The sequence below is a fragment of the Methylococcus sp. ANG genome (assembly GCF_040730495.1).
Lineage (GTDB): Bacteria > Pseudomonadota > Gammaproteobacteria > Methylococcales > Methylococcaceae > Methylococcus.
On the sequence record NZ_CP160399.1, the window covers coordinates 2,396,943 to 2,411,994 of the forward strand.

17 protein-coding genes and 1 pseudogene are annotated in these 15,052 nt (G+C 65.7%); 7 read left to right on the forward strand and 11 right to left on the reverse strand.

The features are described from left to right. Positions 1 to 60 precede the first annotated feature (60 nt). Positions 61 to 1,530: a TolC family protein gene (locus ABZN20_RS11665; protein WP_367025366.1), complete on the forward strand. Its 1,470-nt coding sequence runs from the start codon at positions 61 to 63 to the stop codon at positions 1,528 to 1,530. 496 nt (positions 1,531 to 2,026) lie between these two features. Here the strand turns inward: ABZN20_RS11665 and ABZN20_RS11670 are convergent, their stop codons facing one another. From ABZN20_RS11670 to rsxA, 9 genes are all read right to left on the reverse strand, one after another. Further along, on the reverse strand, positions 2,027 to 3,073 hold the full coding sequence (locus ABZN20_RS11670; RefSeq protein WP_367025367.1) for a DUF7482 domain-containing protein: 1,047 nt from the start codon (positions 3,071 to 3,073) through the stop codon (positions 2,027 to 2,029). Positions 3,074 to 3,396: 323 nt separating this feature from the next. Beyond that, positions 3,397 to 3,771: a hypothetical protein gene (locus ABZN20_RS11675; protein ID WP_367025368.1), complete on the reverse strand. Its 375-nt coding sequence runs from the start codon at positions 3,769 to 3,771 to the stop codon at positions 3,397 to 3,399. Beyond that, entirely contained in the window at positions 3,752 to 4,042 is a 291-nt protein-coding gene (locus ABZN20_RS11680) for an RnfH family protein (RefSeq protein ID WP_218808559.1), read from the reverse strand. The genes ABZN20_RS11675 and ABZN20_RS11680 overlap by 20 nt, the downstream gene beginning before the upstream one ends. A 10-nt stretch (positions 4,043 to 4,052) precedes the next feature. After that, positions 4,053 to 4,739, reverse strand: a complete 687-nt coding sequence (locus ABZN20_RS11685) for an electron transport complex subunit E (RefSeq protein WP_218808558.1) — start codon at positions 4,737 to 4,739, stop codon at positions 4,053 to 4,055. Beyond that, entirely contained in the window at positions 4,736 to 5,431 is a 696-nt protein-coding gene (rsxG, locus tag ABZN20_RS11690) for an electron transport complex subunit RsxG (protein ID WP_367025369.1), read from the reverse strand. Before rsxG ends, ABZN20_RS11685 begins: the two co-directional genes overlap by 4 nt. Positions 5,432 to 5,436: 5 nt before the next feature. Continuing rightward, positions 5,437 to 6,516 carry an RnfABCDGE type electron transport complex subunit D gene (locus tag ABZN20_RS11695; RefSeq protein WP_218808556.1) on the reverse strand — a complete coding sequence of 360 codons (1,080 nt, stop codon included), beginning with the start codon at positions 6,514 to 6,516 and terminating at the stop codon, positions 5,437 to 5,439. Further along, entirely contained in the window at positions 6,513 to 8,003 is a 1,491-nt protein-coding gene (gene rsxC, locus ABZN20_RS11700; RefSeq protein ID WP_367025370.1) for an electron transport complex subunit RsxC, read from the reverse strand. The genes ABZN20_RS11695 and rsxC overlap by 4 nt, the downstream gene beginning before the upstream one ends. Positions 8,004 to 8,005: 2 nt before the next feature. Beyond that, positions 8,006 to 8,554: an RnfABCDGE type electron transport complex subunit B gene (locus ABZN20_RS11705; RefSeq protein ID WP_218808554.1), complete on the reverse strand. Its 549-nt coding sequence runs from the start codon at positions 8,552 to 8,554 to the stop codon at positions 8,006 to 8,008. A gap of 23 nt (positions 8,555 to 8,577) precedes the next feature. Next, on the reverse strand, positions 8,578 to 9,159 hold the full coding sequence (rsxA, locus tag ABZN20_RS11710; protein ID WP_218808553.1) for an electron transport complex subunit RsxA: 582 nt from the start codon (positions 9,157 to 9,159) through the stop codon (positions 8,578 to 8,580). Positions 9,160 to 9,444: 285 nt separating this feature from the next. Between rsxA and iscX the strand changes: the two genes are divergently transcribed. The 6 genes from iscX to ABZN20_RS11740 all read left to right on the forward strand — a co-directional run bounded on the left by iscX (position 9,445) and on the right by ABZN20_RS11740 (position 12,862). Beyond that, positions 9,445 to 9,639 carry a Fe-S cluster assembly protein IscX gene (gene iscX / locus ABZN20_RS11715; RefSeq protein WP_218808552.1) on the forward strand — a complete coding sequence of 65 codons (195 nt, stop codon included), beginning with the start codon at positions 9,445 to 9,447 and terminating at the stop codon, positions 9,637 to 9,639. A gap of 119 nt (positions 9,640 to 9,758) precedes the next feature. Further along, positions 9,759 to 10,262 carry a BCAM0308 family protein gene (locus ABZN20_RS11720; RefSeq protein WP_367025371.1) on the forward strand — a complete coding sequence of 168 codons (504 nt, stop codon included), beginning with the start codon at positions 9,759 to 9,761 and terminating at the stop codon, positions 10,260 to 10,262. A 120-nt stretch (positions 10,263 to 10,382) separates the two neighbouring features. Beyond that, complete coding sequence (locus tag ABZN20_RS11725) at positions 10,383 to 11,024, forward strand: phosphoribosyltransferase (protein ID WP_367025372.1); 642 nt, start codon at positions 10,383 to 10,385, stop codon at positions 11,022 to 11,024. A 74-nt stretch (positions 11,025 to 11,098) separates the two neighbouring features. Beyond that, positions 11,099 to 11,665 (forward strand): HPF/RaiA family ribosome-associated protein, encoded by a 567-nt coding sequence (locus ABZN20_RS11730; protein WP_218808549.1) that lies wholly within the window; start codon positions 11,099 to 11,101, stop codon positions 11,663 to 11,665. Between the two features lie 49 nt (positions 11,666 to 11,714). Further along, positions 11,715 to 11,936, forward strand: a complete 222-nt coding sequence (locus ABZN20_RS11735) for a hypothetical protein (RefSeq protein WP_218808548.1) — start codon at positions 11,715 to 11,717, stop codon at positions 11,934 to 11,936. After that, on the forward strand, positions 11,933 to 12,862 hold the full coding sequence (locus ABZN20_RS11740) for a hypothetical protein (protein ID WP_367025374.1): 930 nt from the start codon (positions 11,933 to 11,935) through the stop codon (positions 12,860 to 12,862). Before ABZN20_RS11735 ends, ABZN20_RS11740 begins: the two co-directional genes overlap by 4 nt. Before the next feature lie 79 nt (positions 12,863 to 12,941). On the opposite strand, the gene ABZN20_RS11745 is transcribed toward ABZN20_RS11740, so the two are convergent. Both ABZN20_RS11745 and ABZN20_RS11750 read right to left on the reverse strand, forming a co-directional pair. Next, complete coding sequence (locus ABZN20_RS11745) at positions 12,942 to 14,264, reverse strand: YgjP-like metallopeptidase domain-containing protein (protein ID WP_367025375.1); 1,323 nt, start codon at positions 14,262 to 14,264, stop codon at positions 12,942 to 12,944. Positions 14,265 to 14,296: 32 nt separating this feature from the next. Continuing rightward, positions 14,297 to 15,025: pseudogene (locus tag ABZN20_RS11750) on the reverse strand (type I restriction endonuclease); the annotation flags it as partial. Positions 15,026 to 15,052 lie beyond the last annotated feature (27 nt).

Below are 15,052 nucleotides of genomic sequence, written 5' to 3' on the forward strand. Positions count from 1 at the left end.
TCGGGAGCGAATTTGGACAGCCGGAGGGCGCCCGAAGGGGGCGCGTCAAGGAGGGCGCGCATGAAACCGTTCCGTAAGGTGCTGGCCGGCGCGCTGGCCGCAAGCCTGCTGTACGGCTGCACGCCGACCCGGGTCGATCCCCCCCCGGCCCCGGCCGTGCCCGAAAACTGGGCTCAGGCGCCGGCGGCGCCGGTATCCGACCCTGCGGCCCTGAAAGACTGGTGGAAGAAATTCGATGACCCGGTTCTGGACGGCCTGATCGACCGCGCGCTGGCCGCCAACCAGGACCTCCGGGGTGCCCAGGCCCGGGTCCGGGAGGCCGCGGCGATGGTGGTCGTCGCGGAATCCGCGCTTTATCCCAGCATCGATTTCTTCACCTCCGGCGGACGCGAAAAACGGATCGACCGCATCATCGCCGTGCCCGGCTCGCAGGGATACCAACTGATCACGCCCACCGCCGACATGGTCACCGGCGGCCTCTCCGCGCGCTGGGAGCTGGACCTGTTCGGCCAGCGCCACCTGGAAGCCGAAGCGGCGGCGGCCCAGGCGCTGGGCGTGGAAGAAACGCTGCACGCGGCCCAGGTCGGCCTCCTGGCGCAGGTGGCGACGAACTACCTGGAACTGCGCGGAGTGCAGCGGCAGACGGCCATATTCGAAGACAATCTCGCGGTGCAGCGCGAGCGGCTGAAAGCCTTGAAGGCCTTCTACCGTGCCGGCCTCGCCAATGAAGCCGGCGTCGCCGGCCAGGAAGCGCTGTTGCAAAGCGCGGAAGCGGCCCTGCCGGCGCTGAACGAAACCGCCGTCCGCTTGATCCACCGCCTGAGCATCCTGACCGGCCAACCACCGCAGGCGCTGCAAGCCAGGCTGGCCGCCTCCCGTCCGTTGCCGGCCTCGGCCCCCTCCATTCCCCAACTGCTGCCGTCGAGCCTGCTCGTGCAGCGGCCCGACCTCCGCCAGGCCCAGGCCGAAGTCCTCGCCGCCGCGGCCAGCCTGGGGGCGGCCCGCGCCGACCTGCTGCCGAAACTGGTGCTGTCGGCCAGCGGCGGCTTCGGCGCCCTGGCGGTCGGCGGTTTTCCCAGCCTCGCGGAAAGCGTCTATGCGCTCGGCTCGGGCCTGACCGCACCGGTCTTCAATGCGGGGCGCATCCGCTCGCAGATCGCGGCCGCCGATGCAAGGCTCGACGAGGTGGCGGCGAATTACGAAAAGACCTTCCTGCTCGCGCTGGAGGACGTCGAAAACGCCTATCTAGCCCATCGCACCGCCAGCGAACGCCACGCCCGCCTGCTGCAGGCGGAAGCCGCGGCGGAACAGGCCCGGCGCTCGGCCGAGGCGCTGTATGAACGGGGGGCCGGCGACTACCTTTCGGTGCTCGATGCCAAAAGCGGCAGACTCTCGGCCCTGGATCAAAACGTCAAAGCCCGGACCGCATCGCTGGTTTCGCTGGTTTCGCTGTATCGGGCGTTTGGAGGGGGATGGCAGGACGAGCGACTCTCGGCTAAGACAGACTCTCAAGAAACCCCCGGCAACTGATTGATTTGGAATGATCCATTCAAGCGCACGAAGGGGTCATGCTCACACGAAGGGGTCAGGTCTTACAGAACATCATGCTCATATGCAAGACCTGACCCCCTTTCTCTGGAAGAAGTTCGGCCTCTGGCATAAGGCCGCTCCCGCGGCGGCGTAACTCGCCTCGGCCAGCGTAACACCCAGATTTCCGTTTCGGCGGAAGGACCCTGCTCGCCTCAAACATCAGGAGCTTTCACGGTAACCGATTTACCTTCAGCACGCACACGAAGGGGTCACACACGAAGGGGTCACGTGCGCACACGAAGGGGTCAGGTCTTGCAAAACATCATGCTCTTATGCAAGACCTGCCCCCCTCTTTGCAATTATCGAAAGGGCGGGGAGAATTATGCGGGGCGGGAAATCGCGAAATCCTCATGGCCTCATCAAATCGCCGTGACCACCACGAAGGAAAAGACCGCCGCCGGACGACCCGGCGGCGATCGAACGAGGCGGCCGAGCCTCACCTGACCCGGCTGACCACCGGGCAGTTGACGATGAAGCCCGCCGGACCGAACTTCGCGCCACCGGGTGCGGTCACCAGACCCTTCCGGGCCAGCCCGAGGATGTCGCCGAAGTCCTCCTGCATCACGTTCAGCCCATCGGTCACGGCGGCATCGCTCCACATGGCGAGATGCACGTCCCAAAGCGGGCTGTAACGACCCTGATTCGGCGTCCAGGCGATCACGTTGAGCGGGTCGAGACCATCCAGCAGGGCCGAGTTGAGCCCCTGACGTTCCGGGTTGTCGGCGCCGGTCTGGCCGTTGACGAAGGCGGCCAGCGCGGCGCGGGCGGATTTGCTGCCGTCGCCGCCCAAGAACGGTGCGGCGTCCAGCTGCGGCGCGAAAGTCACCCCTTCCAGCGCCGCGGCGGTAAAGCCCGAGGCATCGGTGGAGACGTAATAGACCTCCTTGCCGTTCGCATACCCTTCCGTTTCTTTGTACGTCACGCTGCGAGCCCCGGTGTCGAGCGCGACCACCTTGTCCGCTTGCCCTGAATCGTTGGCCAGATGCGGCGCATTGAGAATGGTGCCATCCGGCAATTCAATCAAAGGGCTGTAACCGGGTTGACCGACCGCGCCCGGCTGCACGGCTAGAGGAGGAAAACCAGATGGGCCGGGGACCACCAGGCGCTCCGGTCTGAAATCCACCGTCGCCGGAAACTCGATCAGGCCATCTACGAGGCGGACCTTCTGCACCGCGGCCGTGCCTCTGGCATTTTTCAGCTTGTCGGCACGGTTGACACCGTATTTTTCCGCCGCCGTGCCGGTCGAGGCGTCCAGCACCACATACCAGACCGTCTGCCCCTGGCTGCGGCCGCGATAGAGGGGCAGGTTCACGGTATCTTCCGTAGGGTTTTCCACGGCGCTGCGGATAAATAGGTCGCGGCCGCCTTCGTTCTCCGTTGCATAGACATTGGAAGACAGGAGGCCCAAACCGGCGAGCAACAGCGCGCCGGTCAGAGAGTGGAAAGGGGTTGAGGGAAGGGAGGTGTTACGGGTGTTTCGCATGACAGATACTCCTGATTTGAAGTGGCTTGGGCAAATACGTCGCCTTGCCGAAACAGGTTTGGCGGACGCGGAGCCACTATGCCGGGCGCGTGATCACAAAGTCCTCACGGGACTTTCAAATCGCCGTGAGGATCGTTTCTGAATGATTACGAGGCGAAGGCTATCGAGAAGAGAGCACGCAGGGGTCAGGTCTTGCAAAACATCATGCTCATATGCAAGACCTGACCCCCTTCTTGCCTGACCCCCTTCTTGCCATATGCAAGACCTGACCCCCTTCTTTGTTTTTCTTGGCCCCCCTTCTTGTGCGATGACTCGCACGCTTTTCACTCCCCCAGAGTCTCCAGCAGCTTCGCCTCGCTCTTGATCGCATCGTCCCGGCCCCAGGCCGTTACGCCCTCCACGAACCAGCGCGGATCGGTGGGGTGCGGAAGGACCACGTCGAACTCGGCATAAAACGAGCCGTCGCCATGGAATTTCATCTGCCCGATGCTGTGGCCGCGGGCGTCGCGCCAATGGCCGCAGAGGGTCTCCTCGCCGCTGTAAGGGTCTTTGCTGGATTCGAACTCGGCCTGGTCATAGGCGGGCAGCCGCGCAAGCCGGCCGGGCGCGATGCCCAACTTCTCGATTTCGTCCAGGAGCCTTGCGCAGACGGCTTCGCCCCGGCGCCGGGTGTCGGCATCAATCGTCGTCGTCATCATCGTCGTCGGAAGCGATCTTGCGGCGCCGCACCGTCTTGGGATCGGCGGTGATCGCACGATAGATCTCGATGCGGTCGCCTTCCTTCACCGGCGCGTCCAGTTTCACCAGCTTGCCGAAGATGCCGACTTTCTGGACGCCCAGGTCGATTTCCGGAAACCGTTCCAGAATGCCCGAGTAGCGGATGGCCTGTTCAACCGTGCTCTCATCCGGCATCTCCATCCGGAGCCAGAGCTGGCGGTCGGAATCCGCATAGCACACCCCCACGTTCATGCCGCCTCCCTCAAGTCTCCACCAGCGTTTCGCCCACCGCGATCAACCGGCGCTGGCGGGCGGCCAGACGCTTGTCGATCAGTTTCTTTCCCGCCAGGAGGAAGCCGAGCATCAGGAATCCGCCCGGCGGCAGAGCCATCAGCAGGAATCCCCGGTAGTCGTGGATGAACGTCGTTTCCAGCCAGGCGAAGGAGTCGCCCATCAGCAGACGCGCGCTGGCGAACAGGGTACCGGCGCCGAGCGCTTCGCGGGCCGCGCCCAGCACCACCAGGGCCAGGGTGAAACCCAGTCCCATCATTAGCCCGTCCATCGCCGCATGCGCCACCGGATGGCGGGAAGCATAGGCCTCGACCCGGCCCAGGATGGCGCAGTTGGTCACGATCAGCGGGATGAACAGGCCCAGCACCTTGTGCATCTCGTGCAGCCAGGCGTTCATCATCATGTCCACCAGCGTCACCACCATGGCGATCAGCGCCACGAACACCGGGATGCGTATCTCCGGGGGAATCAGCACGCGTACCCAGGAAACCAGGACGTTGCACACGACCATGACCGCCAGTGTGGCCAGTCCCATGCCGAGACCGTTGGTCGCGGTGCCGGTGACGGCCAGGAGCGGACACAGGCCGATGCTCTGGCTGAAGACGATGTTGTTGTCCCACAGGCCGTCGCGGGTGATTTTGCGAAACTCCGGATTCATCGTTGACCTCCTGTTGCGGGCGGCACCAGTTCGGTCCGGTGCCGCCGGAAGAACTGCAGGCCCTTGAACACCCCGCCCACCACGGCGCGCGGGGTGATGGTGGCGCCGGCGAACTGGTCGAAATCGCCGCCGTCCTTCTTGACCCGCCAGCGTTCGTCCGAGGTGTTGTCCAGCGAACGGCCTGAAAAGGACAGAATCCACTCCGACTTGGCGGTTTCGATCTTGTCGCCCAGCCCCGGCGTTTCGGCATGGGCCACCACGCGGACCCCGAGCACCGTACCGTCGGCCTTCAGGCCTATCACCAGGGCGATCGGGCCGGAATAGCCGCCGGTGGCGGACAACTTGAAGGCGACCGCGGTGACCTCGCCGTTCTTGCGCGCCAGATACACCCGAGTCTCGCCCAAGCCGGTGTCGGACACCGTTTTCACATCGCGCAGCAGGTCGTTGTCATGCAGATCGGGTGGCAGCACCTGCTCCAGCGTCGCCCGCATGTCCTCGGCCTGGCGCTGCTCGATGGGCCCCCGAGTCGCCAGATCGCCCAGGCCCAGCAACAGGCTGGCCACCAGGCCGGCGGCGGCCAGCAGCCAGGTCTGGTAGTCCAGCCGCTGGCGCAGAGTCTCCAGGTCGTCGAACCGCCGCCGCAGCCGCTCCCACCGGCCGGCGGCCTCCGCCCGCAGGTTTTCAGGCGCCATGCTGTTCATCGCCGTCCTCCCGGCAGATCCAGCGGCCGGCCCTTGAGGTCGCGGCCGTAGATGCGCGGCCGCACGTAATGGTCGATGACGGGCGTCAGCGCGTTCATCAGCAGCACCGAGAACCCCGCGCCTTCCGGGTAAGCGCCCCAGGTGCGGATGACGAAGATGAACAGGCCGCAGCCCGCGCCGAATACGAGTTGCCCGGCGGGGCTGCTGGGCGAAGTGACGTAGTCGGTGGCGATGAAGAACGCCGCGAGCATCACGGCGCCGGAAGTGAGATGGAAGACCGGACCGGCATAGCGTTCGCCGTCGATCCAGGCGAACACGCTGGCCAGCAGCGCCAGCGTCGCCAGCAAGGACACGGGAATATGCCAAGTGATGATCTTTTTTTTCAGCAGCCAGAGCCCCCCCAAAGCCACCAGCAGGGACGAGGTCTCGCCCAGGCTGCCCGCCTTCCAGCCGAGAATCGACGTCACCACGTTGTAATGGCCGGAAACCAGCGATTCGCTCAAGCCCCGCCCCTGCGAAAGTTCCGTCTTCCAGTTGCCGATCAGGGTGGGCCCCGTCATGCCATCCACCGCCGGGGCGCCGGCGAAGGTGATCGCCAGGCTGTCGAACAGCCCCGGCGCAGACGAGGAAAACGGCAGCGAAGGCAGCGCCCAGGTGGTCATTTCCAGCGGAAACGCCACCAGCAGGGCGACCCGCGCCAGCATGGCCGGATTGAACGGGTTCTGGCCGAGACCGCCGAACACCTGCTTGCCGACCACGACGCCCAAGCCGGCACCGACCACGCCGATCCACCACGGCGCCCAGGGCGGCAGCGTCATCGCCAGCAGCCAGCCGCTCAACAGGGCGGAGCCGTCCAGCAGGACCGCCTTGACCGGTTTGCCAGCCAGCGCGAGACAGCCCGCCTCGAACACCAGGGCCGAGAGCAGGGTCACCGCCCACAGGAAAAACGCCGGCCAGCCGAAGATCACCAAACCGAATACGGTGGCCGGCACCAGGGCCAGCATCACCGCCGCCATGATCCCCTGGACCTGGCTGTCCGAGCGGGTGAAGGGCGCGCTCGATATCGACAGGCTCATGCGGCCTCCTCCGCCTTGCGCTGCTGCGCCTGGGCCTTGCGCTGGGCGGCCAGCGCCGCCTGTTCGCGTTTCTGACGATCGAACCGCGCCTGCCGTTCCTCCGCCAGGCGCTTGGTCTGCTCGGTCCGGTGCTTCGTCTGTTCGCGCGCCACGAGTTCGCCGCTGGCGTATTTGAAATAGTGCACCAGCGGAATTTCCGAGGGGCAGACGTAGGAGCAGGAGCCGCAGCCGATGCAGTCCTTCAGGCCGTAGCCGAGCGCGGATTCCAACTGTCCGGCCCGGATCCGCGTCATCATCTCCAGCGGCAGGAGGCCGGCGGGGCAGGCGCTCACGCAGCGCGAGCAGCGGATGCAGGCCTTGGCGTCGGATGCCGCCACCTCCTGCGGCGACAGCGCCAGGATGCCGCAGGTGCCCTTGACCAGAGGCACCCTGGGGTGCGGCAGCGAATCGCCCATCATGGGGCCGCCCATGACGTAGCTCGCGGTATCGTCCGGACGATGGCCGCAGAAGGCCAGCAGATCCGCCAGCAGGGTGCCGATCGGTGCTTCGACGTTGCGCGGCGCGCTCACCGCCGAACCGCTGACCGTGACGACGCGGCTGACCAGCGGCCTGCCGTGGCGCACCGCCTGCTGCACCGCATAGGCCGTGGCGACGTTGTGCATCAGGACGCCGACGTCGGCGGAGCGGCCGCCGGCCGGCACCTCCTTGCCGGTGAAATAGCGGATGAGCTGCTTGTCCCAGCCCATCGGATAAAGCGAGGGCACCTGCCGCACCTCCACCTTGCCGCCGTGCGGCGCCGCCGCTTCGTTCATCGCGGCATAGGCTTCGGGCTTGTTGTCCTCGATGCCTACGATGGCCTTGTTGCACTCCAGCCCGTGCAGCATGATGAGGATGCCGTCGACGATGTCCGCCGCGCGCTCGCGCATCAGCCGGTCATCGCAGGTGAGATAAGGCTCGCACTCGCCGCCGTTGATCAGCAGGGTCTGAATCTTGGTCTTGCGTCCCAGGTTCAGTTTGACGGCGGAAGGGAATGCCGCCCCGCCCATGCCCACCACACCGGCCGCACCGACGCGGGCGCTGATTTCCTCCGGCGACAGACTGAACGGATCGGCGACCCCTCGTATCTCGATCCAGCGGTCCTCCCCGTCGGGTTCGAGCAGCAGGGTCGGCGTCGGCAGGGCGGACGGATGAGGCGCGGGATACTCCAGGATGTCCGTCACGACACCCGAAGTCGGCGCATGCACCGGTGCCGAAATCGTGCCCTGCCCCGCCGCCAGCAGTTGGCCCTTGAGCACCTCGTCGCCCACCCGGACCACGGGTTCGGCGGGCTGGCCGGCATGCTGCTGCAGGGACAGATAGAGCCGCTTCGGCAGCGGGAACGCGGTTTCGATGGGCCGGTCGGAAGTGGATTCCTTGCGCGGCTCGGGATGGACGCCGCCGCGAATCTTGCCGGAGGCTCCGAACGAGAGGAAGCTGAAGGCCGCCATGGTCAAGCCGCCTTCGCCGTGACCGTGTCCGGACTGGGCCAGCGCCAGTTGCGCAGCGTCACCTTGATGGGGTGGAGCCGCAGGCATTCGGTCGGGCAGACGTCCACGCACTTGCCGCAAGCGGTGCAGGCGTCGGAAATCACGGCATGGATCTGCTTGGGCGCGCCCACCAGGGCGTCGGTCGGACACACCTTGTAGCAACGGGCGCAGCCGATGCAGGTGGATTCGTCCACCCGCGCCACCATCGGCACCTGATCCTCCACCTCGGACAGATCCAGATCGATCGACAGCTTGTTGGCCAGTTGCTCGGCCAGCGCCCGCCCGCCCGGCGGACACAGGGTCGCCGGCGCCTCGCCCGCCACCAGCGCCTCGGCCGCCGGGCGGCAGCCGGGATAGCCGCACTGGCCGCACTGCGACCCCGGCATCATCGCCTCGATCTCGTCGATCAGCGGGTTTTCTTCCACTTTCAGATAACGCGCCGCGGCACCGAGCAGAAACCCCAGCGCGAGCCCCATGCCGGTCAGGCTGATGATGGCGAACAGAATGTACATATGCTCTCCTTCAGGTATCTGGTTCAATGCGTGGCCAAACCCGCGAAACCCATGAATGCCAGGGACAGGATGCCCGCCGTGATGAAGGCGATGGGCGGGCCGGTGAAAGCCTCGGGCACGCTCATCAGGGCCAGCCGCTCCCGGATGCCGGCGAAAATCACCATGACCAGGGTGAATCCCAGCGCCGAGCCGAAACCGAACAGTGCGCTGTGAAGAAAATCGTATTCCTGCTGGATGTTCAGCAGCGCAACCCCCAGCACCGCGCAGTTGGTGGTGATCAGCGGCAGGAAAATGCCCAGCACCTGGTACAGGACCGGGCTGGTCTTCTTCACCACCATCTCGGTGAACTGGACCACGGCCGCGATCACCAGGATGAACGAAAGGATGCGAAGGAAGCCGATGCCCAGGGGCATCAGTATGAAATGTTCGATGAGCCAGCTCGCCACCGCGGTCAGGGTCAACACGAAGGTCGTCGCAAAGCCCATGCCGATGGCCGAATCGAGCTTCCTGGACACGCCCATGAAAGGGCACAGCCCCAGGAACTTGACCAGCACCACGTTGTTGACCAGGGCCGTGCCGAGCAGCAGCATCAGGTAGTCGTTCACTCTTAAGGCTTCCTCGAGGGTTTCAGCTTGGCTGAGGCATAACGCATGCCAATGGCGAACGGCGGCCCTTACCCCGCCAACCGTGGGTAATTGCGGCGCCGTAAGCGCCGGCCGACGAACCCCGGCTTGTCGGAAATTGCACATGACCCTCCGTTTCGTGGGGCTTTGTCACCTTTACTACAAATCCGGTCGGCCGCCGTCCCGGATTTTCGCGGGATAACGGCGCTTGGCCGCGAATTTGCTCGATCAATGGCATCGCTTCTTCCGAAACTTCGGGACCGCCCCATGAAATGGAACGACACCTACGACATTGCCGCCGCCCTCGCCGACCAGCACTCGGACGTCGACCCGCGATACGTCCGCTTCACCGATCTGCTGGCATGGATCACGGCGCTGGACGGCTTCGCCGACAGCGCCGACAAATGCAACGAGAAAATCCTGGAGGCAATCCAGATGGCGTGGATCGATGAGATAAGCTAACGAGCGGCGGTCCGGCGGGGTGCGGCCGCGCATTCCGGCACGGCGAAGCTTGACGGGCGGGCAAGGCGGGCCGATGATGAGCCCCGGACCGATGCCCATTGAGCCATGCGAGGTGACCCATGACAGGACCCGGCAAACGACTCGACCCCGCCCACCAGCCGCGCAGGGACAGCATGTTCGAAGAGCATGTGCACGATCCCTACCGCGCCCGGGGCAAATGGCCGGAACCGACGGTGTGTCCCGAATGCGGCGCCGTCTTCCATCAGGGACGCTGGCAGTGGGGCGAGGCTGCGCGGGACGCCGAACGGCATCTCTGTCCCGCATGCCAGCGGATACGCGATCAGGTACCGGCCGGCGAGTTGACGCTGAGCGGGTCTTTCTTCGGCGCCCACCGTCCGGAAATTCTCAACCTCGTCCGCAACACCGAAGCCGCCGCCCGGGCGGAGCATCCGCTCGAGCGGATCATGGCCATCGAGGAAGGGGAAGACCGCACCGTCATCACCTTTACGGACACGCATCTCGCGCATGGCGTCGGGGAGGCGCTGCGGCATGCTTACCAGGGCGAGCTGGATTCGCGCTACACCGACGAGGATGCGCTCCTGCGGGTGTCCTGGAGCCGCTGAGGGCAGCCAGGCCGGAAACAGCGGCACCGCGGCATCCGCTCCGCTTCGAGCGGCCCAGCCGGCCGATTGCACTCGATGAATCTTCCGGCGACCGGAACTGCCGAGCGAGCTTCACCGGCCATGAGCGATCCCTCCATGCATTGCGAGTTGGTGACCTGGAGCCAGGTGAGCCGGCTGTCCCTGCGCGTGGCCGAGAACATCCGCGCCTCCGGCTACCGGCCCGACGTCGTGGTGGCCATCGCCAGAGGCGGCTACGTGCCGGCGCGGCTTCTGTGCGATGCCTTGGGGCTGTACGACCTGCAAAGCATCCGTATCGGCCACTACGAGGCGGGGGCTCGAAAAACCGAAAAGGCGCGCTGTTATTCGCCTCCTCCCGTGAACGTTCACGGCCTCAGGGTGCTGCTGGCCGACGATTGCAGCGACACCGGCGACACCCTCCAACTGGCCCTGGAGCAGCTTCGATGCTGCAAACCTCGGGAGGTCAGGGTTGCGGTGCTTCATCACAAGAAGGTTTCCCTTGTCGTGCCGGACTACTACGGCCGGCGGATCGTCTCCTGGCGCTGGCTCGTCTATCCCTGGGCGCTCACCGAAGACCTGAGCGGTTTCATCGCTGCCATGGAGCCCCTCCCGGCGACGGCGGAAGAGGCAATCCGCCAACTGCGTCTCCGCCATGGAATCAAGGCGCCGCAGCGTGCGGTGGAATACGTGCTGGCCCTGATGAAACAGCCCCAGGCACCTCGGGGAAGCGCGACCCGGACTTGAGAATACCGGCCCTATCGACGCGGACCGAAAAGGTCTATCGTTGGATATCAAACCGAAATGAGTGGGGGGGAGAGATGAAACTTTCGCCGCAGATCACGTTTCGAAACATGTCGCCGTCCGAAGCGATGGAGCGGAACATCCTGGAGCGGGTCGGGAAGCTGGATTCGTTCTACGACGGGATCATGAGCTGCCGGGTCATGGTCGAGGCGTCCCACAGGCATCACCATCAAGGAAATGTCTACCACGTGCGGATCGATCTCACCGTGCCCGGCCATGAACTGGCCGTCAGCCGGGACCCGGGACTCGATCATGCCCACGAGGACGCCTACGTCGCGATCCGCGACGCCTTCGATGCGGCGCGCAGGCAGTTGGAAGACCTGGGACGGCGCCGGCGCTCCCAGGTCAAGGCGCACGAGGTACAGGCGCACGGCCGGATTTCCCGGCTGATCCCGGCTGAGGACTACGGCATCATCGAGACACCGGATGGACGGGAAATCTATTTTCACCGGCACAGCGTGGTGAATTCGGACTTCGACAGGCTGACCATCGGCGAACCGGTACGCTTCGCCGAGGAAATGGGCGACGAAGGACCGCAGGCCAGTTCGGTGCTGGTCGAAGGGAAGCACCACCTGATCGGATGAACGCCGGTCTGCGAATCCTGATGACGCTCCGTTTTGAGGGGGAACCGCCATGAGCGACCAGCTATTGCGAGACATCGAAACCGTAGCCCCGGAAAATCTGGACGACCTGCTGCTGGTCATGGCCAGGAACGTGGAAGAAAGCCTGAAGAAGGGAGGCGCGCGGCCGGGAATCGACTATTCCATCCTGGATCTCTACGAACTCGCTCAGCCTTTCGCCCTCGAAATCTTCAAGAAGAATATCGAGGTCATGAACTACGCGGTCCGCTGGTGACCCGCCACGCCATGCCGCAGACGATGCGGGTGGCCGTCGTTGGGTTCGGCCGGCTGGGGCGGGCCTGCGCCGAGGTTCTGGCGCTGGACGATCATTTCGTGCCGGCCGGTTTCGTCCGGCGTCAGCAAACGGTGGCGGTACCCCTGCCCTCACGTTTCTCGGCCTGGCCGGCGGTGACCCACGTCAGCGAACTCGGAACGGTCGACGCCGCTCTGGTCTGCGTGCCGCTCGCCCAGGTGCGGGAGGTGTCCCGCGAACTGCTGCAGCAAGGCATCCCGGTGGTGGAATGCGCGCGCTTCGAGGGCCGGGAACTCGCGGAACACAAGGAAGAGATGGGGCGCATGGCCGCCCTTTACGAAACTCCGGCCATCGTCGGCGCCGGCTGGGAACCCGGCGCGCTGTCGCTGTTCCGCGGCCTCTTCGCCCTGCTCACCCCGAAAGGGGACACCGAGACGACCCACCGGCCGGCCGGAACCAGCCTCCACCATTCCACGGTGGCCCGAGCCGTACCGGGCGTGAAGGATGCGCTGTGCACCGAGCTGCACGTCCCCGGCGGCAAACAGCAGCGCTATCTGTACGTGGAGCTGGACGAGGGTGCCGGGTTCGAGCGGGTGGAAGCGGCGCTCCGCGGCGATCCGCTGTTCCTGGGGGAGGAAACGCTGGTATTCCAGGTGGACGACGTTTCCGCCCTGGAGGACGAGGGACAGGGCATCCTGCTCAAGCGTTACGGCACGGCGGCACGCACGGCCCACCAGATGCTGCTGTTCGAGGCCCGCGTTTCGGAACTGGCGCTCAGCGCGCAGTGCATGGCGGCTGCCGCGCGCGCCCTGCCGGGACTCAAGGCCCGCGCCTACTCTCTGTTCGACCTGCCGCCGGGCGCGTTGTGGGGCCGGCTGCGCGCCGAAGCCGAGCGGCAATGGCTCTGACGGCCGGACCGAACGATCTCCGGCGCGCGCACATCGATGGCCTCTATCCGGGGAAGGAAATCGCGAGGCAAAACCGGTTTCAGATTCCTTCGACGTCGATTCCGTGCTCGGCCAGCCAGGCCTTGCGCTGGGCGTAATCCGGCATCGTGCGCTCCACTCTCCGCCAGAACGCCGGGGTGTGGTGCGGCTCGTGCAGATGGGCGATCTCGTGCACCACCACGTACTCGGCGATACGCGCCGGCAGCAAGATCGCCTTCCAGTGGAAGTACAGCCAGTCGCCCTTGCCACACGAGCCCCAGCGGTAGCCCAGGTCCTGCACTTTCACGCCGGCCGGTCTCACCTCCATCCGGCTCTGGTAGTCGGCCACGCGGCTCGACAGCCAAGCCTTGGCGCGCTCGCTGTACCACCGGATGAAGTGCTCGCGCGCACCGGGCAAGGCATCATGGCGCAGGCAGAAGCGCCCGCCGGCCAGCTTGAGGGGCGCGTCCTGCGCGTCAACCAGCTTCAGCCGGTGGCTGCGCCCGAGGTAAAGAAAGCCCTCGCCACCGACAAACGCCTTGCGCGGCACCTGTCGTTGCAGGCGGTCTTTCTCGGCCATGATGATCGGCGTGCCGGTGAAGCCGATGCGCGCGCAGTTGGGCAAGCCGGCCAGCAGGTTGGCGTGCAGGTCGCCCGCCTGGGTGCGGTGCGCCTCGTCCACCAGCACGAGGATGCCGTCGTCCTCGTTCAGCACCTCGAAAGCGTTTGCCTTGGCAAACGCGCCATTGGAAGTAGCCTCGCCGGCCTTGTAGCCGGCTTTCGGCTCTTTCGCTTTCGGCAAGTCGTCCACCGTCAGCGGCGCATCGCCCGCCGTGTCGCTGTCGCGGTATTTCTGGATGGTGGCGAAGATCAGCCCCGGCCCCTTGCGCCGAGCCAGCGCTTTCACGCCGGCCGTGCTGTCCGCCACTTCCACCACCTCGCCGGTGAGCGTGGCGGTGACGGAGAGCTGGGTCTGCAGGTCCTTGCGATCGGTGACGACGATGACCTTGAAGCGCCGCAGTTGCGCCTCCGCACGCATCTTGCGCACCAGGAACACCATCGTGAGTGATTTGCCCGAGCCCTGGGTGTGCCAGATGATGCCGCCGCGCTGATCGTGCTCGCCGTGCTGAAGGCGGGTTTGGCCGGTCTTGAGCGGGCGATGGCGCGGTTCACCGCCCGGTACTGCTGGTACCGGCACACCGACTTGATGGTCTGGCCGCCCACCTGCATGAACAGCAGGAAGTGCTTCACCACATCCAGCAGGTGCACCGGCGTCAGCATGCCGGCGATCAGGCGCTCCTGCTCCGACAGGCTGGGCTTGCTTAAGCGTTCGGCCACCTCGATCTCGCTGCCGGTGCCATCGGGGCCGACCACCGTTTTCCACTGGGCAAAGTGCTCGAAAGCCGAGCCCACGCTGCCCACCCGCGCCTCGTCGAAACTGGTGGCCACCAGCAACTGGTTGGTGGCGAACAGCGCCTCGTTGCCTTCGTTGTCGTCGATTTCGAAGGCGGCCTTGCGCTGGTTGCTGTAGCGGCGCAGTTGGTCGACGGCCTCGGCCAGCGGCTCGGGGATGGACGGGCTCTTACATTCCGCCACCACCAGCGGGATGCCGTTCACCAGCAGCACCAGATCGGGCACGATGAACGCCTTGGCGCTGTTGAAGCCGGGCGGGCAATCCACGCGGTATTGGTTGACGACCGTGAAGCGGTTGTTCGCCGGCGTGTCCCAGTCGATGTAGCGTATCGTTTGGCCACGCCCGCCATCCCAACCGGGCAGGCCCTCGACGGTCAGGCCGCGGATCAAGGTCTCGGTGGCCTTCCGGTTGGCCTCCATCAGCTTGTGCGTGCCCAGCCGGGTGATGGCGGCCACGGCTTCCGACAGCCGCGCATCGTCCAGCCACGGCTGGCCATCGGGGCCGGGGTTCAGGGCGCGCAGACGCTCGCGCAGCACGCCCTCCTGGATCACCTCGGAGAAGCTGCTGCGGCCGGTGAGCGCCGGGGTGTCGAGGTTGCCTTCGGTGTGAGCCCAGCCCAGCGCCTGCAACTGGGCGACGAAAGGCTTTTCGACGTCTTCGAGTTCCCAGCCCATCAGAGCGCCCTCCGGCTGGGCATTTGGCGGAATGCATCCAAAACCATCCAAAACCATCCAAAAACCGCCATAGCGCAGCCCCCT

Coding starts and splice junctions, on each gene's coding strand:
- ABZN20_RS11665 (WP_367025366.1), top strand. CDS start 61: ATGAAACCGTTCCGTAAGGTGCTGGCCGGCGCGCTGGCCGCAAGCCTG.
- ABZN20_RS11670 (WP_367025367.1), bottom strand. CDS start 3,073: ATGCGAAACACCCGTAACACCTCCCTTCCCTCAACCCCTTTCCACTCT.
- ABZN20_RS11675 (WP_367025368.1), bottom strand. CDS start 3,771: ATGATGACGACGACGATTGATGCCGACACCCGGCGCCGGGGCGAAGCC.
- ABZN20_RS11680 (WP_218808559.1), bottom strand. CDS start 4,042: ATGAACGTGGGGGTGTGCTATGCGGATTCCGACCGCCAGCTCTGGCTC.
- ABZN20_RS11685 (WP_218808558.1), bottom strand. CDS start 4,739: ATGAATCCGGAGTTTCGCAAAATCACCCGCGACGGCCTGTGGGACAAC.
- rsxG (WP_367025369.1), bottom strand. CDS start 5,431: ATGGCGCCTGAAAACCTGCGGGCGGAGGCCGCCGGCCGGTGGGAGCGG.
- ABZN20_RS11695 (WP_218808556.1), bottom strand. CDS start 6,516: ATGAGCCTGTCGATATCGAGCGCGCCCTTCACCCGCTCGGACAGCCAG.
- rsxC (WP_367025370.1), bottom strand. CDS start 8,003: ATGGCGGCCTTCAGCTTCCTCTCGTTCGGAGCCTCCGGCAAGATTCGC.
- ABZN20_RS11705 (WP_218808554.1), bottom strand. CDS start 8,554: ATGTACATTCTGTTCGCCATCATCAGCCTGACCGGCATGGGGCTCGCG.
- iscX (WP_218808552.1), top strand. CDS start 9,445: ATGAAATGGAACGACACCTACGACATTGCCGCCGCCCTCGCCGACCAG.
- ABZN20_RS11720 (WP_367025371.1), top strand. CDS start 9,759: ATGACAGGACCCGGCAAACGACTCGACCCCGCCCACCAGCCGCGCAGG.
- ABZN20_RS11725 (WP_367025372.1), top strand. CDS start 10,383: ATGAGCGATCCCTCCATGCATTGCGAGTTGGTGACCTGGAGCCAGGTG.
- ABZN20_RS11730 (WP_218808549.1), top strand. CDS start 11,099: ATGAAACTTTCGCCGCAGATCACGTTTCGAAACATGTCGCCGTCCGAA.
- ABZN20_RS11735 (WP_218808548.1), top strand. CDS start 11,715: ATGAGCGACCAGCTATTGCGAGACATCGAAACCGTAGCCCCGGAAAAT.